Raw genomic sequence first — 16999 nt, forward strand, 5'->3', positions numbered from 1 at the left:
GCGGTTTAGCCGCGAAGGCCGTAGAGGTCCATGTCCGGGGCCTGCGTGACCAGCCACGGGCTGAACGCCCAGGGGGTGGCGGTCATGGCCCTGCCCAGTTGCAGCGGATCCACCCAGTGGTAGTCCATGACTTCATCGGGCGCCGGAGCCAGCTCCGAGTCGATCACCGCGGTGAACACCGGGCAAATCTCGTTTTCCACGATGCCCGAGGCATCAACAGCCCGGTAGCGGTAGTCGGGCAGCACCACGGACAGGCCGCTGATCTTCATGCCCAGTTCGCGTTGGGCGTGGCGGCTGATGGCGTCCTCGAAGGACTCGCCGGGCTGCGGGTGGCCGCAGAAGGAATTGGTCCAGACCCCGGGCCAGGTTTTCTTGTCCAGCGACCTGCGGGTGACCAGCACCTGTCCCTCGGTATTGAGAACATGGCAGGAAAACGCCTGGTGCAGGGCCGTGTCGGTAGTGTGTACAAGTTCCTTGGGACATGTGCCGATGGGTTCGCCGGTCTCTGAAAGCAGGATTACGTCCATGATCTCAACCGTACCCGAGCTTTCGCGGCCACGGGGCCCGGGCTCGCCAGCGCTGCCGGACGCGGCGGTACCGCGTAGCTCACCCAAAACTCAGCACCGCGATGATCAGCATGGTCAGCAGGAACCCGCAAACGTAGTTGATCCACAAGAACCGCTTCCAGGCCTTGTTGGCGCTCCCCGAGGTCTCATCCGTGACACCCAGGTGGGGCAGGACATTAAGCACGTAGGGAATGGCCAGCAAGCCGGCCAGCGCGGGCAGCCCGTCCAGCGAGGCGAACAGCAGGATGCCCGCCGTCAGGTACGCGATGAGCACCAGGTAGAGCGTGGTCCTTGCCGAGCTGACGGTGGCGATGGATCCCAGCCCGGCCTCGCGGTCCGGGATGATGTCCTGGATGGCCCCCAGCGCGTGGCTGGCGATGCCCCACAACAGGAAGGCGGTGAAGACGAGCCACTGCGCGGCGCCCAGGGCGGTGCCGGCCAGCACCCAGCCGTACACCGCCGGGGAGACGAAGTGCACCGCGCTGGTCACCGAGTCCAGGCCCGGGCGTTCCTTGAAACGCAGCTTCGGCGCGCTGTAGGCGAGCACCGCGGCCAGCGACACCAGCAGCACCAGGTTCGAAGCAGCCGTCCCGGCGAGCGCCAGCACCAGCACGAAGGGCGCGGTGGTCAGCAGGCACCAGCGCAGCACCGCCGTGTGCGATTCCTTCGCGAGCAGCGCGCCCTCGACACCGCCCTTGCGCGGGTTGCGCAGGTCCGATTCGTAGTCGAACACGTCGTTGACCCCGTACATCAGCAGGTTGTAGGGAATCAGGAAGAACAGCGTGCCGACCACGAATTTCCAGTCGATTCCGCCGCCGGCCAGCAGGTAGGCGGCGGCGAAGGGGTAGGCGGTGTTCACCCAGGAGATCGGGCGGGAGGTGAGCAGCAGTTCCTTGATCATCGTGCGCTCCTCGCGGTGGGTTCCGGTCTCGTGTCCTGGTCGCGCGGGGCGGCTGAGAGAAGCCACCAGAGCCCGGAGACGAACAGGACCGCGCACACCGGGTAGAAGAAATCCTCGATCGGCGCCAGGCCGATGCGCACGCCGGTCAGCGTGTGCTGGCCGTAGTCGAAGAGCCCGGCGTAGATCATGAGGTTGTCGAAGATGGCGGTCAGCACCACCATGACGGCCAGCGCCGCTCCCAGCTGGCCCGCGACCCGGCGCAACGGGATCCGGCGGACCAGCAGGGCGGCGGCCAGTGTCAGCGCTGCGGCGGCGGTGAACCAGAGGCTGAGTTCAAGAAACATTCTCCGCTCCCTTCCGCCGCAGTGTGCGGCGCAGCCAGGTGGTGGCCACCGGCCAGCCGGTGACCACGATCATCGATGAATAGCACAGGAACAGCAGGAAAAAGACTTCTTCCAGCGGGAACTGGTCCCCCACCATCAGCCCGGTCATCAGCTCGGACTCGCGGTGCAGGAAGATGCCCCGCTCGATGGCCAGTACGTCCCAGAAGGCGAAGAAGCCGGTGCCCGCGGCCAGGGCGATCACCGCGCGCAATGGGTGGCGGAAGATGAACAGTTTGCCCTTCGCGTCGCACAGCAGCATGCAACCCAGCAGGGCGATCAGAATGAGCAGGTAGATCATGGGGCCGTCCTGTCCCGGGTCGCGAAGCCTGCCGGGTCCAGCGCGCCCGGGGCGCTGATCCCCTCGACGGCCTTGGCCGCCAGCTCGCCGCTGATCAGGCACATGGGCACCCCGACGCCGGGGCGGACGGTGCTGCCTGCATAGTAGAGCCCGTCGACGGTGGAACTGCGGTTGGACGGGCGGAACATGGCGCTTTGGCGCAGGGTGTGCGCCAGGCCCAGGGCTCCGCCCCGGTAGGCGCCGTACTGCTGTGCGAAATCCTCGGGGCCGATGCTCTGGCGCACGATGATCCGCTCGCGCAGGTCCGGGATCTTCGCCCAGCGCGACAGCTGGTCGATGGCTGCGTCCGCGACCTGCTCCACGGCCGGGTCCCCCTGCCCGTCGGGTCCGCCGGTTCCCCAGGCGGCCGCGGCCGGGGCGGGAACCAGGATGAACACGTTTTCGCATCCGGCCGGCGCGACGCCGGGGTCGGTAGCGCTGGGTTTGCACACGTAGATGCTGGTTTCCCCGCGCAGCGGTTGGCCTTCGCGGATGCGGGCGAAGTTGTCGTCCCAGTCCTTGGTGAACAGCAGGTTGTGGTGTTCCAGCTGCGGCAGCGTGCCGGTGATTCCCAAGCAGAGAAGCACCGCGCTGGGGCCCGGGTCCAGGGATTCGAAGCGTTTGGCCGTGTGGGTGTGCAGCTGCTGCGGCAGCAGCGTGGAATCCAGGTGGCGGGCGTCGGCGGCCCCGATCACCGCGTCGGCCGTCGTGTGCTGTTCCCGGCCTTCGGCGTCGATCCAGCGCACCGCGCGCACCGCAGGCTTGTGTCCGTCACGATTCTGGCCGGTGTCGATCCCGGTGGCCGTGGCGCCGAGCTCGATGCGTGCCCCGTGGCTGCGGGCCAGGTCGGCCATCGCGTCGGCCACGGCGGCGAACCCGCCCAGCGGGTACTGCACCCCCTGGCTCAGGTCCAGGTGGCTCATCAGCTGGTAGAGCGCCGGGGTGCGCCGCGGGCTGGAGCCCAGGAACACCGCCGGGTAGCCCAGGATCTGGCGGGCGGGTGTGCTGCAAAAGCGCCGGGCGATGTGCCCGTGCAGGCTGCCGGCCAGCAGCGGAAGCAGCTGCGGCAGGTGCTTGAGGATGCCCGGGCGCAGCAGGCTCCGCGGGTGGTGGAAGTCGTCGTAGAGGAAGTGCTCCAAGGCCAGCTGGTAGCCGGTGGCGGCGCGGGCCAGGTAGGACTCCAGTTTCGCGCCGCTGCCGGGTTCCAGCTGCTCGAACAGCTCGCGCGCCGCCTGGCCGGTGCCCACGTCCACCGGTTCGGCGCCGTGCTCGAAGAAGGTGCGGTAGCCCACCGGCAGCCGGCGCAGCTGCAATTGCTCCGGCACGCTGCTTCCCATCAGGGCGAACCAGTGCTCGAAAACCTCGGGCATCAGGTACCAGGACGGTCCGGTGTCGAAGCGGAAGCCCTCGCGTTCAAGGCGCCCGGAGCGCCCGCCCACGTGCTCGTGCTGTTCGAGCACGGTGACCTGGTGGCCGCGCGCGGCGAGCAGGCCGGCGCTGGCCAGGCCGGAGAATCCGGCGCCGATGACCACGACGTGCTTGGGTTCAGGCTGCATGCGGTCCCCCGCTCAGCGGAAGCTGCGCCACGTGCGGGGCTTGCCCGGCGGGCCCGGGATTGGGTTCGGGGTCGGGGGCGCGCCAGCGGTGCCCCGTGGCGAGCACGCGGGCGGCGATCAGCGCCTTGCGCGGTGCGGAGACCGAGATGCGCGCGGTGAGCAGCTGCTCTGCCGGGGCCTTGTCCAGCTGGCGGTTCAGCCGGGCGAACAGGTCGTGGGCCATGCGCACCGCGCGGGCCGCGGCCGGCGCCAGGTAGGGCAGCCCGGCGCGGGCATGGGCCAGGTCCGTCTCGATGTCCGCCACCAGCTCCCGCTTGCGCGCTTCGGTGAAGTGCGCGGGATCGATGCCCGGGAAGTACACGCGCTCCAGCTGCCGGCTGTCGGTGGCCAGATCGCGCAGGAAGTTCACCTTCTGGAAGGCGGCGCCCAGGCTGCGCGCGGCACGCTCGGCCAGCTGCGCCTGCGCGGGCGTTTCGGCCGGGGCCGAGGGCATGGCCCGGAACACCTGCAGGCACATCAGCCCGACCACCTCGGCGGAGCCGTAGATGTATTCGCGCAGGCTCTGCTCGCTGTGCCGGTGCACACTCAGATCCGCGCGCATCGAGGCGAAAAACGGGTCGGTGAGCCTTTCGGTGATGCCGGTCTCGCGGGCGGTGAGCGCGAAGGCGTGCACCACCAGATTCGTGCTGTAGCCGCGCTGCAGGGCCAGGGCCGTCTGCGCCTGCAACTCGTCCAGGCAGTCGCCCACCGCCTGCGGGTTCAGGCCGGCCTGGCTGGCGACGCCGTCCACCACCTCATCGGCGAGGCGGACCAAGGCGTAGATGTTCGCGATATGCGCGGCGCTGGCGGCATCCAGCATCCGGCAGGCCAGCGAGAAGGAGGTGGAGTACTCCCCGAGCACCAGCCGGGCGCTGCGGGCCGCGGCGCGGGAGTAGGTCTGCAGGGCGGTGGGGCGGGCCGCGGCCATGCTCACCAGCTCCTTTCCAGGATCAGCCGGGTGCAGTGGTGCAGCCGGTATTGGGCGTCTTCGGGCAGGCGCAAAAAGGCCGCCGAACGGGTGGCTGAAGTGCACAGCTGGCGGGCCAGCTGGCGGGCGAAGGCCTCCGCGTCCTGCTCGGCCATCGCCTGGCGCACCTCTTGCGCTGCGACGTTGCCGGCGCGGAATTCATGCAGCAGCACCGCGAAACCGGGATTCTCCGCGGCCAGCGAAAGCAGGATGGTGCTCTTGAATTCGCGCAGGTCCGAATCGACGGGCTTGCCGGTATCCTGCGGATCGCCGAAGGTGCCCAGCACGTCGTCGATCACCTGGTAGGCGACCCCCAGCTTGGAACCGATGGCTCCGAGCAGCTGCGCCTGCAGCGCATCGGCCCCGGCCAGCAGCGCTCCGGCCTGCAGCGGCAGCTGGAACGAGTAGGCGGCGGTTTTCAGCTCCTCCATGTGCAGCACATCGGCTGTGGTGGCCGGGTGCGGGTGCAGCGAGTACAGCAGATCTTCCAGCTCCCCCGCGCCGGCCTGCTCGATGGCCTGGAAGAAGCAGGCTTCGACCTGCTCCTCGTTGTCCAGGCCCGCAGCGGCCCGGGCCGCGACCTTGATGGCTTCGGTCAGCAGCAGGTCTCCGGCGATCAGCGCGGCGCTGTTGCCCACGTGCTCGGCATCGGTGCGGCTGCGCCCGTAGCCGGACGCCTCGTCGCGGTAGACCGCGGAGATGGTCGGCGCCCCGCGGCGCAGGAAGTCTCGGTCGATGATGTCGTCGTGGATGATCAACGCGTTGTGCAGCAGCTCGAACGCGCAGGCCAGGTCCAGCGCCCGGCGGCGGTTGCGCCCGCCAAAAGCCTCGTAGCCGAGCATCACCAGGCCGGGTCTGGCCAGCTTGCCGGTAGCCAGCCGCTCGCCCAGCTGGTCCCAGAGCTGCGCCCCGTGCCGCGAGTAGTTGGCGGTCCGCTGGCGAGCCGATGCGGTGAGGTGTCCTAGATGGCCGGAAATTTCCGACAGCGTTGCGTCATCGGCGAATGCGACGCTGCGCTGCACCGGCTGGGTGTCCGTGCGGTCTGCATGTGTGGTCATGGTGTCCCTACTTCGCTGGTTCATCGGTCTGCGTCGGTGCCGGCCCGGCGGCCGGCAGGGAGGATGCGGCAAGCTCTTCGCTGGCCTGCCGCAGCAAGTCGGCAACCCGGGAGCGGCCGGGCTCGTCCAGTTGTTCACAGAGTCTATGCAGATTGCGCAGCAGCGCCAACCCCGGACCTGTACAGTGCGGATAGTTGGCCCCGGGCCCGATCACGGTTCGGCGGCGGTCTGCGCCATGCGCATGCCGGGAGACGAATCCGCGTGATTCAAGCCGGTCGAGCACGGTGGTTGAGCCGGCCGAGGAAAGGCCCAGGTAGCGCCCCAGGGTCCCGGGGCTCACCGGATCCACCGTCCGCAGCAGGTTCAGTGCCCGCAGGTCGGAATCATTGAGCTCAAGCTGGGAACGGTAACGATTTTGAGCCAGGTCGTAGGACAGGCACAGTTGCTGGACCAGCCGGAAGAGGTCCCCGGTGGAGACCTGAGGGTCGGGCGGAACTTGTGAATTCTCTGGCATGGTATCTCACTTGGTTGATATTTAGCCTGTCTAGATACATCATGGTTTAAGTATTCGGATTTGTCGACTCTTCCCGGAAAGTTTCTCAGCTGACACCCAAGGAGATGGATCATGCAGCAGTCGATAGCAGTCCCCCGCCGGCCAGTCCTGGCGGCCCAAATAGGCACCGCGCTCGCCATTGCGCTGGCCATCTACGGATCATTCCTGGGCAGCGGCGCCGCCGGCGGCACCCCCATCCAAAATGCCGCCGGCGGATACCTCAGCGCGGATGCCACCCTGCTGGCACCGGCCGGCCCCGCCTTCTCCATCTGGTCCCTGGTCTATGCAGGCCTTGCCGTCTTCGCGGTATACCAATTCACTCCCGCCGGCACCCGATCCGAAACCCTGCACCGGCTGCGCGGCCCGGCCTCGCTGTCGGCCCTGCTGAACGCGGCTTGGATCCTGACCGCCCAGGCCGGATGGCTCGCCGTGAGCGTCGCAGTCATCTTCATCCTGCTGGCGTCGCTGGTCTGGGTCGCCATGCTCCTGCGCACCCACGGCAGCGCGACGCGGACTGAGCACTGGATCATGTGGATCACCTTCGGCGTGTACCTGGGCTGGGTCTGCGTGGCCAGCCTGGCGAACACCGCCGCGTGGCTTTCTTCGCTGGGAATCGGCGCCAACGCCTCCTGGCCCGTTGCGGCCGCAATCGTCCTGCTGATCGTGGCCGCCGCCATCGCAGTGGCGCTGACCGGCTACACCCGGGGCCAGCTGGCTCCCGCGGCGGCTATCGCCTGGGGCTTGGCATGGATCGGGGCCAGCCGGCTGTCGGGAACCAATGAATCCACGCTCGTCGGCATCTCGGCGCTGGCCATCGCCGGCCTGGTGCTGCTGGCGGCGCTCGCCGTCGCGGTGCGCGCCCGCAAGGAACGGAGCCTGCCGTGAAGCTGATAGCCGTCACCGGAGCCACCGGCTACATCGGCGGACGGCTGGTTCCGCTGCTGCTGCGCCGAGGACACCGCGTCCGGGTGCTGGCCCGCGACGCCCAGCGGCTGCGCGATGTGCCGTGGCGGGACCAGGTCGAGGTGGTCGAGGGCAGCCTGCAGGATGCCAACGCGGTGGCCGAATTCTGCCGCGGGGCCCACACCGTCTACTACCTGGTGCATTCAATGTCCGGCACCAAAAACTTCATGTCCGACGAGGAACGCTGCGCGCAGACCATGGCCGATTGCGCCAGGAAAGAATCCGTGGCCCAGCTGATCTACCTCTCCGGACTGCACCCGGAGGGCGAACTGAGCGAGCATCTCGCATCCCGGGTGCGGGTGGGCGAGGTGCTCCAGGACAGGAACCCGGATCCGGACGGGCTTCATACCTTGATCCTGCAGGCGGGGCTGGTGATCGGGTCAGGCTCGGCAAGCTTCGAGATGATCCGCCACCTGAGCGACGTGCTCCCGGTGATGCCGGCCCCGCGCTGGGTGAAAAACCGGGTGCAGCCGATCGCGGTGCGCGACACCCTGCACTATCTGGCTGCCTGCGCCGAGCTGGACACTCCGGTGAACGACACCTTCGACATCGGCGGGCCGCGCGCCTACAGCTACGCGGACCTCATGCGCATCTACGCCAAGGTGGCGGGGCTGCGCGAGCCGAGGATCTGGGCCTTGCCGGTGCTCACCCCGCAGCTGGCGTCGCACTGGGTCAACCTGGTCACTCCCCTGCCGCACACCCTGGCCACCGCACTGGTCGGCTCGCTGCAGCACGACTGCGTCATGGGTTCGCACCGCATCGATCAGCTGATCCCCCCGCCCGAGGGCGGACTGACCGACTACCCGGACGCGGTGCGCCTGGCCCTGGAGAAGATCGCCTCCGATTCGGTGGAGACCAGCTGGGCCACCGCGCATCCGGTCTCGGCGCCGGCCGAGCCGCTGCCCTCGGATCCGCAGTGGGCCGGACGCAAGATCTACATCGACCAGCGGACCATGGAAACACAGGCTGATCCCGCAGACCTCTACCAGGTCATCGGACGCATCGGCGGGGAATCAGGCTATTTCGTGTTCCCGAGCCTGTGGCGGATCCGCGGGCTGATGGACAAGCTCAGCGGCGGGGTGGGCCTATTGCGCGGGCGCCGCTCGCGCAGCACGCTGGCCTTGGGAGATGTCGTCGACTGGTGGCGCGTCGAAGCGCTGGAACGCAACCAACTGCTGCGGCTGCGCGCGGAAATGCGGGTTCCAGGCCAGGCCTGGCTTGAATTCCGCCTGGAGCAGCGGCCCGGCGAGCGGGTCCAGGTCACCCAGCGGGCGATCTTCGTGCCCCGCGGGCTGGCCGGGCGGGCCTACTGGTGGTCGGTGAGCCCGTTCCACGCATTCATCTTCTCCGGCATGCTCAAGAGCATCGTGCAGCAGGCCGAGGGAACGAGCCCCTAGGATTGACCGGCTTCAGGTTCCTTGCCCTGATCATCGAGAGCGGTTTGCGCGCCGTTCATGCTGTCCTCCATGGCATCCGAGGTCCGGGCAAGGAACCTGATAATCACCTCGCGCTCGGCGTCGGTGAATTCCCGCGCCACCTCGAACCGCTGCGCATGGTGGCGCCCCACCTGCTGGCGGGCCATCAGGTGCGTCGGCCCGGTGACTTCGATGCACCAGGAGCGGCGGTCGGTGGGATGCGGGCGGCGTGCGACATGCTCGCCCTCGATCAGCCGGTCGATCATCTTGGTGACCGAAGCGCTGGAAATACCCAAATAGCGGGCGAGCTGGCCGGGGGTGACTGCGGTGCCGGCGTGCTTGGCGGAAATCAGCATGCGCAGGGCGCGCATGTCGGTCTCATTGAGCTTCATGAAGCTCTGGGAATTGCGCATGATTTGGCGTTCAAGCTGGCGCATGCGTCCCATCTCGGCCATGATGCGGTCGATCTGCTCCAAGTCTTCCGGGCTCACTCCCTCGCGCTTGATCAGGTTCTGGTCCGGGTCGGATTCCGCCAGACCATACATCGTGGGCAGCTTTCGCTCGTTCACCGTTCCCCCTATCCAATTCATTTCCCGCGCAGTCTCCTATTCGGCCGCGGCCTACCGGCGTTTCTTCGATGGTAAGCCCTGAGGCTACCGGGCATGCTGAAGACTGCGGTGAAATGCGGAAACCCTGCGACCGAAATCGGTTCGCAGGGTTTTCATTGGTGCGAGTAGAGAGACTTGAACTCTCACGTCCGAAGACACTGGAACCTAAATCCAGCGCGTCTACCAATTCCGCCATACTCGCTCGCGCTACACCGGAAAACGGATTTCCGAATGACGACCTCATTTAGTGTAGCGGAAGTGCCAGTCGATAAGAAATCGACTGCACCGGCTATTACTTGGGGTCAATTCCCAAGTCACGGCGGAGCTTTGCGACATGCCCGGTGGCTCGCACGTTGTACTGCGCGAGCTGGACCTTGCCGTCTTCGTCCACCACGATGGTCGAGCGGATCAAACCTTCGTAGACGCGGCCGTAGTTCTTCTTCTCGCCCCAGGCTCCATAGGCCTCGGCGACAGCGTGGTCCTCGTCGGAGAGCAGTGGGAAGTTCAGTTCTTCCTTGGCCACGAACTTTTCAAGCTTGGCGACGCCGTCCGGGGAGATTCCCAGCACCTGGTAACCGAGGCCGGTGAGTGACTCGATGGAATCACGGAAGTCGCACGCCTGCTTGGTGCAGCCCGGGGTGGAGGCGGCCGGGTAGAAGTACACGATGGTCTTCTTGCCTCGGTAGTCGGACAGCGAGACGGCGCTGCCGTTCGAGTCATTCAGGGTGAAGTTCGGGGCCAGACCTCCGACGGAGAGTCGTTCGGTTGGTGCTGCGGCGGTGCTCATCGGTTAAACCTCGTTTCGTAGCTATACAAAAAATCCGGCCTGATGAATCAGGCCGGATCTGCTGTGCGCCCTCCGGGACTCGAACCCGGAACCTAATGATTAAGAGTCATTTGCTCTACCAATTGAGCTAAAGGCGCTAACTTCACTCTGACTAGTTATTTTCGAACCGGTCTTTGCGACGTAGATAATCATACGCAGAAGTCGCAGAAAATCAAAAATCAGCAAATCCGCAATCGCGACTACAGAAGACACTAGTCAGAGTAGGTTCTTGCAAGATTGACGGCAGTGAAGTAATCCATGTCACTCTAGAAATCTAACCCCGAACCAACCATGCCCCAGTTGCATGGGTGAAATCATCCAGCCACCTCTTCAAATAGACGAGATGGGCCGGTTGGCGCAGTTATCCCTTAGCCCGCTCCATCTTGATTGTCTTGGTTGTTCCCTGAATCGAGACCTCGAAACTAATTACGTCGCCTTCGTGAGTGAACTCCTTAGTGTCGCTCCCTGCGGCCAACAAGGCACTTTCAGTCTTTTCCTTGTCGCGCTTAGAGGTCCACGAATAGGAATTTTCGCCACCTTTCGGTGCCTCGTATGAACCAATCCAATAAACGGCTTTCATATCTTCACTTGCGAGGTTCCAATCAACACTGATTACACCATTCTTTATTTCCGCAACCATGAAGTCTTCATCGCTGTTCGAATTGCTCTGTTTCCACTTGCCTGTCAGATCCAAGGCTTTCATAGTCGCCCCGGGAGCGGATGCCGCCGCATTGTCGGATCCAGTTGCCTGCGCTGGAGAGTTCGACATGGAGTCATCATTAACCTGCGCACAGGATGTCAGAAGCAATGTAGCAATGAAGAGTGAAGCAAATTTTTTCATACGCCCATTTTGGCATGATAAACCAATCCCGGTAACCAAAATGAAGTTACAGCTAAGGTAAGAGCCCGCAACGGATTGAACATCGTCACTAAATACTATCCAGTTTAGTAACCCTGATAATCTGATTAAATGCCATCAAAACTAACTAAAACTAAATCGTTCCTCGCTATCACTAGCGCGACGCTCTTGTTGTCTGCCTGTGCCAGCGGGTCATCGACGAATGAAACTGCGTCGCAGGATTCCCAAACCCAAAGTTCATCCGCCGCCCCAACTTCAGCAAGTGCCGAAGCGAAGGCGCAGAGTTCAATCGAGCCGTTGGCTTTCAACGACTCCCCTCTGTTAGGCGGCCCCGCGAAACCGAAATTCGACGAAGGAAATCCAGGCGAAGTCGGTGTGGTTAAAGTCGGCCCCCTTCTGAAAGAACAAGGCACACTCCTCTTCGCATTCAGGAATAACACCGGTGAAGCAATTTCCCATGTTGACTGGTCCGCCACTGCACGAAGCGAGGGCTCCCTCGTCGGTAGCGGGACTAGCCAGGGAACGACGCCGTCACAGATACAGCCTGGCGAAGTCGGGCTGGCCTACATCTACTTTGAGAATGCCGAGGATTTCCCAAAGGGCACCGATTATGAATTCAAGGCCAAGACTTCTCCGGCAGACACCAGCTTCTACAACACTGCCCCGTTTGCGATAGATGAGGTCAACTTTATCGGGGAATCGATTGTAGGTAGCGCAACGAACAGGACAGGCGCAGCTGCGACCGGACCCTACAGTGTCAGTTTCTACTGCTTCGACGATGGAAAGATGGCGCATCAATCCACCGACTACGCCGCAGAAAGCGACCAAGATGTGGCGGACGGAGAAAGCGTGTCTTTCTCAACCAAAATATACGGTCACGAATGCTCTGAATATGTCGTCGGAGTTAGCGGCTACTTTTCATAAGCCGCGAGACATTCGGGCAAATTCATGAAACTTCCGCTCCGGATCTTCCCAGCGATTGGAGATCCGGAGTAGTGGACCGACGAGCAGCTTTAGAAAACACAAAAGGCCAGACCAAAAGTCTGACCTTGCTTGTGCGCCCTCCGGGACTCGAACCCGGAACCTAATGATTAAGAGTCATTTGCTCTACCAATTGAGCTAAAGGCGCATATTCATTTGTGTAAACAATGACTTCTAGAACAAAGAAATTGTTCGTGCGCCCCCCGGGACTTGAACCCGGAACCTAATGATTAAGAGTCATTTGCTCTGCCAATTGAGCTAGAGGCGCCCGCTGCGATGTTCTAGAAGCTTTTGGGCTTCGCGCTTTCGCAACGAGATAAAACTCTACCAGCTTTTGAGCTTCGCGCAAATCGAGAGCCCTCTTTTCGGCGGTGAGCTACATTACATGAGATGACTAGGGGTTACTACCACCGCGACGACGGACTTTGTAGAGTGAATTCATGACTACCCAACGTACGGTTTCCTTCCCCACCCAAGATCTGCTCGACGCCGTGGGCGAACTGCCCGCGAACCTGGAACCGGTCATTTGGGACCTCGAATCAGACCCGGATTCACCGCTGGAAGACATCGACATCGCGATCTTCCCTTATATGGCAGATCCGGAATTCCTGAAGAATGTCCGCAGAGCCGAGAATGTCTCGGTAGTGCAGACCCAGACCACCGGTTACGACGGAATGGTCGACATGATCGGCGATCGCGCGAAAATCAATACCGCATCGGGCGTGCACGCCGCAGCGACCGCGGAGATCGCCCTCGGGCTGGCGCTCGCATCGCTGCGCGGATTCCCGACCTCCGTCCGCGATCAGGACCAGGGACAGTGGAATCCGATGCGCTGGCCGGGCTTGGCCGACCGCACCGTCGGCCTTGTCGGTGTCGGCGGCATCGGCGAGGAAATCCGCAAGCGGCTGGACCCCTTCGAGGTGAACCTGCTGCGTTTCGGCTCGACCGCGCGCACCGACGAGCACGGAGAGGTTTACAGCACCGAGCAGCTGGCCGACTTCGCAGGCCAGATCGAGGTATTGATCCTCATCGTTCCGCTGAACGACTCAACCCATCACCTGGTCGACGCCGAACTCATGGCGAAGCTGCCGGACGGGGCGACCATCGTCAACGTCGCCCGCGGACCGGTGGTCGACACCGACGCGCTGGTCGCCGAAGTCTCCAGCGGACGACTGAACGTCGCCTCCGATGTCTTCGACCCGGAGCCGCTGCCGTCGGACCACCCGCTGTGGAAGTGCCCCAATGCGTTGATCACCCCGCACAACGGCGGCAACACCCAGGCGTTCTTCCCGCGGATGGTGAAGCTGCTCAAGCGCCAGCTGCAGGCCTGGTCCCAGGGGCAGGACGGCGAGAATCTGGTGCACCGCCCCTAGCCACGAGCTATTGCTAACATTTTGATCTCATTGGCGGCATCCCGGGCAGGTTCACGGGGTGCCGCCAGTTCGTTGCGCTATCTTTGATAGATATCCCTGAGCATCCCGCAGTCTTTGCGCACTCGCACAATGCCCTCGCGGTGCGCCTCGGGGAGCCCTGCCTGCCAGATTAGGAAGTTGAGCCGCATCGTGCCCGAAAAGCCGCAAAACCTCGTCTCACGACGCGCATTGTTGACCGGCACCCTGGCGGGCACAGCCCTGGCCCTCACCGCTTGCACCCCGTCGCCGAACAGCTCCGCGACAGCTTCGCCGACGGCCACCGAGGCGGCCGCCGAGGTTCCGCGCACCCTGCGCCTGGCGGCCCCCGCTCCCCCGTCGGGACTCGATCCGGCGATCACCGGTGACAACGAGTCCTTCCGCATCTCGCGGCAGATCTACGAAACGCTGATCTCCATCGACGCCAACACCGGCAGCCCGATCGCTGGTCTGGCCGAATCCTGGACCCAGTCCCAGGACGGGCTCACCTATACCTTCACCCTGCGCCGGGGAGTCCTCTTCCACGACGGCACCGAGATGGACGCCGAAGCGGTGGTTGCGAACTTCACCCGCTGGGCCTCGCTGCCCCGGGAGCTCTCGGACTACTCCAGCCAGGGCTTCACCGACGTCTTCCACCACGTGGACGACATCCCCAAGCTCCCTTCCGAAAAGGACCTGCAGCTCAAGGTCGACGACGAGAACCCACCCACCGAACGCGACCTGGCCGCGCAACAGCAGCGCTTGGAGCAGCTCGCGGCACTGAAGCCGATCTTCGAGCAGGAGCTGTTCACCGGCAAGTCCTCCGCCGGCAGCGCCAGCTACTTCGGCTCGGTCAAGGCCACCAGCAAGTACCTGGTGACGCTGACGCTGCGCCGCCGCCTGCCCATGCTGATCGACGCGCTGTCGCTGCCCGGCATGGCCATCGCCGCCCCGTCCACGCTGACCGGCGGACCCAAGGCGAACCCTGCCAAGTCCCTGCTGACCGCACCGATGGGCACCGGCCCCTACCGCTTCATCTCGCACAAGGACCAGACGGTGCGGCTGGAGCTCTTCAAGGACTACTGGAACCGCGGACGCCTTGAGGCGAACAGCCAGCACCCGCAGGTGGCGCTCATTTCCTCCGTGCCTTCCCCCTACAACCGCGAGAACGCCATGAGCGCGGACGAGATCGACGGCTTCGACCTGGTGTCCGTGGACGTCATGCGCGACCTGGTGCGCAGCGCCAAGCTGGTGGTGCAGCGCGACCCGTTCTCGGTGCTCTACCTGGGCATGGACCTGCGCAACAAGTGGCTGGCCAAGCGCGAGTTCCGCCAGGCCATCGCGCACGCCGTGGACAGCGGCCAGCTGGCCGGCAAGCTATTCATCCAGGGCACCAAGGCCGCGGCGAGCATCATCCCGCCGGCGCTGTCGGTGCCGGAACCCGAGGCGCGCTACAACCACGACGAGAACACCGCCCTCAAGCTGCTGGAACAGGTCGGCTACCGGGGCGAGGAGATCGAGTTCGCCTACCCGCTGCGCGTCTCGCGCAACTACCTGCCGCTGCCCGAGCGCGTTTTCGCCCAGCTGGCCGAGGACCTGGCCAAGGTCGGCATCCGGATCCGTCCGCGCCCGATTCCGTGGACCGAAGGCTACGTGGATACCGTGCGCTCGAACCGGTTCACCGGCCTGCACCTGCTGGGCTATTCCGGCGGCTATCGCAGCGAGGATGATTTCCTATCGGGCATCCTGTCCAGCAAGGCCAATGAATTCGGCTATAGCTCGGCGTTACTTGACTCACAAATCCTCGCCGCCCGCTCGCTGGATCGGGGCGAGGAGCGCACTGCCGCCTATGCCGCAATCCTGCAGACGCTGAACTACGACCTGCCGCTGCTTCCACTGGTATTCCCCATTTCGGCGCTGGCTTTCAACCCGAACGTGGCCTTCTACCCGTCCTCGCCGATGCTCAACGAGTGCTACGCCGATGCGCAGATGAGCAATTCACCGGCTATCTCAAGTTAGCCACCACTGACCCATCTGAGTCAGTTAAGGATTTCTAACCGGCGGGGATATAGGTCTACTCTGGGTTAGAGCAAAGTATCACTGTCGATGGAGATCCTCGTGCCTTCTGTAACGTCAACCGAATCTTTTGACGTAGTACTAATTGGAGCCGGCGTCATGAGTGCCACGTTGGGCACCCTGATCAACCAGCTGGAACCAACCTGGTCTATCGGACTTTTCGAAAACCTTGACCAGGCCGGGCTGGAATCCTCCTCCCCGTGGAACAACGCAGGCACCGGCCACTCGGCACTGTGCGAGCTGAACTACACCGCGGCGAAGGCCGACGGTTCCGTGGATCCCGCCAAGGCCATCGGCATCAACGAGCAGTTCCAGATCTCCCGCCAGTTCTACGCGTGGGCAGTTGAAAACAAGCGCGTGGCAGGCAACGGCTTCATCAACGCCCTGCCGCACATGTCCTTCGTCATCGGCGAAGACCACTCCAAGTACCTGCAGACCCGCTACGACGCCCTGAAGCCGAACGTCCTGTTCGACGAACTGGAAATCACCAACGACCTGGACACCATCAACGAGTGGACCCCGCTGGTCGCCAAGGGCCGCGACGAGTCGCAGAAGGTTGCAGCTTCCCGCGTAGTCTCCGGCACCGACGTTGACTTCGGTCGACTCACCGCCGACCTGACCAACTCGCTGGGCGCAGCCGGCGCCTCGATCAACTTCGGCCACAAGGTCAAGAACCTCAAGCGCGACGGCGCCGGCTGGGAACTGACCGTCAAGGACAAGGCCTCGGGCGCGGTCAAGACCGTGAAGGCCAAGTTCGTGTTCGTCGGCGCCGGCGGCGGTGCGCTGCCGCTGCTGCAGAAGTCGGGCATCGACGAGATCAAGGGCTTCGGCGGCTTCCCGGTATCCGGCCAGTTCCTGCGCTGCACCGATGAGACCATCATCAACCAGCACCACGCCAAGGTCTACGGCCAGGCTTCGGTCGGCGCCCCTCCGATGTCGGTTCCTCACCTGGATACCCGCTTCGTCGACGGCAAGCGTTCGCTGATGTTCGGCCCGTACGCCGGCTTCTCCATGAACTTCCTGAAGTCCACCGGGCAGATGGACCTGCCGCTGTCGCTGCGCCCGCACAACATCATCCCGATGCTTGCAGTGGCCAAGGACAACATGGACCTGACCACCTACCTGATCAAGGAAGTGCTCAAGTCCCGCGCCAAGAAGGACCTGTCGCTGGCAGAGTACTTCCCTCAGGCCGACGGCTCCAAGTGGGAGCTGATCACCGCCGGCCAGCGCGTGCAGGTCATCAAGAAGGATGCCAAGAAGGGCGGCGTCCTGCAGTTCGGCACCGAGGTCATCACCTCCTCGGACGGCACGATCTCGGGCCTGCTGGGTGCTTCACCAGGCGCATCGACCGCCACCCCGATCATGATCGGCCTGCTCTCGCGCTGCTTCCCGAAGCAGTTCGCCGGCTGGGAGTCGAAGCTGAAGGACATCGTTCCTTCCTACGGCCAGAAGCTGAACGACAACCCGGCGCTGTACGCCGAGGTCAAGGCAGCCACCGACAAGGCGCTGGGACTGAACTAGTC

At 64.2% G+C, this 16999-nt stretch carries 17 protein-coding genes and 4 tRNA genes; 6 read left to right on the forward strand and 15 right to left on the reverse strand.

Features of this window, described 5'->3' with window-relative positions:
• Nucleotides 1-5: 5 nt before the first annotated feature.
• The 8 genes from idi to ATC04_RS11130 all read right to left on the reverse strand — a co-directional run bounded on the left by idi (nucleotide 6) and on the right by ATC04_RS11130 (nucleotide 6321).
• Nucleotides 6-527 carry an isopentenyl-diphosphate Delta-isomerase gene (gene idi, locus ATC04_RS11095; RefSeq protein ID WP_047118861.1) on the reverse strand — a complete coding sequence of 174 codons (522 nt, stop codon included), beginning with the start codon at nucleotides 525-527 and terminating at the stop codon, nucleotides 6-8.
• A 79-nt stretch (nucleotides 528-606) separates the two neighbouring features.
• On the reverse strand, nucleotides 607-1467 hold the full coding sequence (locus ATC04_RS11100; protein ID WP_047118860.1) for a prenyltransferase: 861 nt from the start codon (nucleotides 1465-1467) through the stop codon (nucleotides 607-609).
• Nucleotides 1464-1811, reverse strand: a complete 348-nt coding sequence (locus ATC04_RS11105) for a lycopene cyclase domain-containing protein (RefSeq protein WP_047118859.1) — start codon at nucleotides 1809-1811, stop codon at nucleotides 1464-1466. The genes ATC04_RS11100 and ATC04_RS11105 overlap by 4 nt, the downstream gene beginning before the upstream one ends.
• The gene (locus tag ATC04_RS11110) at nucleotides 1801-2148 is read right to left on the reverse strand and encodes a lycopene cyclase domain-containing protein (protein WP_047118858.1); all 348 of its coding nucleotides are present in this window, start codon (nucleotides 2146-2148) and stop codon (nucleotides 1801-1803) included. The genes ATC04_RS11105 and ATC04_RS11110 overlap by 11 nt, the downstream gene beginning before the upstream one ends.
• Nucleotides 2145-3743, reverse strand: coding sequence for a phytoene desaturase family protein (gene crtI, locus ATC04_RS11115; protein ID WP_047118857.1), 1599 nt, complete (start codon nucleotides 3741-3743; stop codon nucleotides 2145-2147). The genes ATC04_RS11110 and crtI overlap by 4 nt, the downstream gene beginning before the upstream one ends.
• Nucleotides 3733-4710 carry a squalene/phytoene synthase family protein gene (locus ATC04_RS11120; protein ID WP_082123860.1) on the reverse strand — a complete coding sequence of 326 codons (978 nt, stop codon included), beginning with the start codon at nucleotides 4708-4710 and terminating at the stop codon, nucleotides 3733-3735. The genes crtI and ATC04_RS11120 overlap by 11 nt, the downstream gene beginning before the upstream one ends.
• A gap of 2 nt (nucleotides 4711-4712) precedes the next feature.
• Nucleotides 4713-5807: a polyprenyl synthetase family protein gene (locus ATC04_RS11125; RefSeq protein WP_052772321.1), complete on the reverse strand. Its 1095-nt coding sequence runs from the start codon at nucleotides 5805-5807 to the stop codon at nucleotides 4713-4715.
• A 7-nt stretch (nucleotides 5808-5814) separates the two neighbouring features.
• Nucleotides 5815-6321, reverse strand: a complete 507-nt coding sequence (locus ATC04_RS11130; protein ID WP_052772320.1) for a MarR family transcriptional regulator — start codon at nucleotides 6319-6321, stop codon at nucleotides 5815-5817.
• A gap of 111 nt (nucleotides 6322-6432) precedes the next feature.
• Here ATC04_RS11130 and ATC04_RS11135 point away from each other — a divergent pair, with 111 nt between their 5' ends.
• Both ATC04_RS11135 and ATC04_RS11140 read left to right on the forward strand, forming a co-directional pair.
• The gene (locus ATC04_RS11135) at nucleotides 6433-7245 is read left to right on the forward strand and encodes a hypothetical protein (protein ID WP_047118856.1); all 813 of its coding nucleotides are present in this window, start codon (nucleotides 6433-6435) and stop codon (nucleotides 7243-7245) included.
• Nucleotides 7242-8720: an SDR family oxidoreductase gene (locus tag ATC04_RS11140; RefSeq protein WP_047118855.1), complete on the forward strand. Its 1479-nt coding sequence runs from the start codon at nucleotides 7242-7244 to the stop codon at nucleotides 8718-8720. Before ATC04_RS11135 ends, ATC04_RS11140 begins: the two co-directional genes overlap by 4 nt.
• On the opposite strand, the gene ATC04_RS11145 is transcribed toward ATC04_RS11140, so the two are convergent.
• The 5 genes from ATC04_RS11145 to ATC04_RS11165 form a co-directional block, all read right to left on the reverse strand.
• A complete protein-coding gene (locus tag ATC04_RS11145) occupies nucleotides 8717-9307 on the reverse strand; it encodes a MarR family transcriptional regulator (RefSeq protein WP_231735966.1) in 591 nt (196 codons plus the stop codon). The two genes, ATC04_RS11140 and ATC04_RS11145, sit on opposite strands and share 4 nt — an antisense overlap.
• A gap of 156 nt (nucleotides 9308-9463) precedes the next feature.
• Nucleotides 9464-9548: transfer RNA gene (locus ATC04_RS11150), tRNA-Leu, on the reverse strand.
• Nucleotides 9549-9638: 90 nt separating this feature from the next.
• On the reverse strand, nucleotides 9639-10133 hold the full coding sequence (bcp, locus tag ATC04_RS11155) for a thioredoxin-dependent thiol peroxidase (protein ID WP_047118853.1): 495 nt from the start codon (nucleotides 10131-10133) through the stop codon (nucleotides 9639-9641).
• 64 nt (nucleotides 10134-10197) lie between these two features.
• Nucleotides 10198-10270, reverse strand: a tRNA-Lys gene (locus tag ATC04_RS11160).
• A 263-nt stretch (nucleotides 10271-10533) separates the two neighbouring features.
• Entirely contained in the window at nucleotides 10534-11013 is a 480-nt protein-coding gene (locus tag ATC04_RS11165; RefSeq protein ID WP_047118852.1) for a hypothetical protein, read from the reverse strand.
• Nucleotides 11014-11142: 129 nt separating this feature from the next.
• Here ATC04_RS11165 and ATC04_RS11170 point away from each other — a divergent pair, with 129 nt between their 5' ends.
• Nucleotides 11143-11955, forward strand: coding sequence for a hypothetical protein (locus ATC04_RS11170; RefSeq protein WP_152666817.1), 813 nt, complete (start codon nucleotides 11143-11145; stop codon nucleotides 11953-11955).
• A 132-nt stretch (nucleotides 11956-12087) separates the two neighbouring features.
• Here the strand turns inward: ATC04_RS11170 and ATC04_RS11175 are convergent.
• Nucleotides 12088-12160, reverse strand: a tRNA-Lys gene (locus tag ATC04_RS11175).
• A 47-nt stretch (nucleotides 12161-12207) separates the two neighbouring features.
• Nucleotides 12208-12280: transfer RNA gene (locus tag ATC04_RS11180), tRNA-Lys, on the reverse strand.
• A gap of 172 nt (nucleotides 12281-12452) precedes the next feature.
• Between ATC04_RS11180 and ATC04_RS11185 the strand changes: the two genes are divergently transcribed.
• The 3 genes from ATC04_RS11185 (at nucleotide 12453) to ATC04_RS11195 (ending at nucleotide 16997) form a co-directional block, all read left to right on the forward strand.
• Entirely contained in the window at nucleotides 12453-13385 is a 933-nt protein-coding gene (locus ATC04_RS11185; RefSeq protein ID WP_047118851.1) for a 2-hydroxyacid dehydrogenase, read from the forward strand.
• 177 nt (nucleotides 13386-13562) lie between these two features.
• Nucleotides 13563-15419 (forward strand): ABC transporter substrate-binding protein, encoded by a 1857-nt coding sequence (locus tag ATC04_RS11190; protein WP_047118850.1) that lies wholly within the window; start codon nucleotides 13563-13565, stop codon nucleotides 15417-15419.
• An 87-nt stretch (nucleotides 15420-15506) separates the two neighbouring features.
• On the forward strand, nucleotides 15507-16997 hold the full coding sequence (locus ATC04_RS11195; RefSeq protein WP_181728162.1) for a malate:quinone oxidoreductase: 1491 nt from the start codon (nucleotides 15507-15509) through the stop codon (nucleotides 16995-16997).
• The last annotated feature ends 2 nt before the right edge of the window (nucleotides 16998-16999 follow it).

It is taken from the genome of Arthrobacter sp. YC-RL1, from assembly GCF_001454985.1.
GTDB lineage: Bacteria > Actinomycetota > Actinomycetes > Actinomycetales > Micrococcaceae > Glutamicibacter > Glutamicibacter soli.

Excerpts from the sequence above, each read along its gene's own strand:
- idi (WP_047118861.1), bottom strand. The coding sequence starts at position 527 with ATGGACGTAATCCTGCTTTCAGAGACCGGCGAACCCATCGGCACATGT.
- ATC04_RS11100 (WP_047118860.1), bottom strand. The coding sequence starts at position 1,467 with ATGATCAAGGAACTGCTGCTCACCTCCCGCCCGATCTCCTGGGTGAAC.
- ATC04_RS11105 (WP_047118859.1), bottom strand. The coding sequence starts at position 1,811 with ATGTTTCTTGAACTCAGCCTCTGGTTCACCGCCGCCGCAGCGCTGACA.
- ATC04_RS11110 (WP_047118858.1), bottom strand. The coding sequence starts at position 2,148 with ATGATCTACCTGCTCATTCTGATCGCCCTGCTGGGTTGCATGCTGCTG.
- crtI (WP_047118857.1), bottom strand. The coding sequence starts at position 3,743 with ATGCAGCCTGAACCCAAGCACGTCGTGGTCATCGGCGCCGGATTCTCC.
- ATC04_RS11120 (WP_082123860.1), bottom strand. The coding sequence starts at position 4,710 with ATGGCCGCGGCCCGCCCCACCGCCCTGCAGACCTACTCCCGCGCCGCG.
- ATC04_RS11125 (WP_052772321.1), bottom strand. The coding sequence starts at position 5,807 with ATGACCACACATGCAGACCGCACGGACACCCAGCCGGTGCAGCGCAGC.
- ATC04_RS11130 (WP_052772320.1), bottom strand. The coding sequence starts at position 6,321 with ATGCCAGAGAATTCACAAGTTCCGCCCGACCCTCAGGTCTCCACCGGG.
- ATC04_RS11135 (WP_047118856.1), top strand. The coding sequence starts at position 6,433 with ATGCAGCAGTCGATAGCAGTCCCCCGCCGGCCAGTCCTGGCGGCCCAA.
- bcp (WP_047118853.1), bottom strand. The coding sequence starts at position 10,133 with ATGAGCACCGCCGCAGCACCAACCGAACGACTCTCCGTCGGAGGTCTG.
- ATC04_RS11165 (WP_047118852.1), bottom strand. The coding sequence starts at position 11,013 with ATGAAAAAATTTGCTTCACTCTTCATTGCTACATTGCTTCTGACATCC.
- ATC04_RS11170 (WP_152666817.1), top strand. The coding sequence starts at position 11,143 with ATGCCATCAAAACTAACTAAAACTAAATCGTTCCTCGCTATCACTAGC.
- ATC04_RS11185 (WP_047118851.1), top strand. The coding sequence starts at position 12,453 with ATGACTACCCAACGTACGGTTTCCTTCCCCACCCAAGATCTGCTCGAC.
- ATC04_RS11195 (WP_181728162.1), top strand. The coding sequence starts at position 15,507 with ATGGAGATCCTCGTGCCTTCTGTAACGTCAACCGAATCTTTTGACGTA.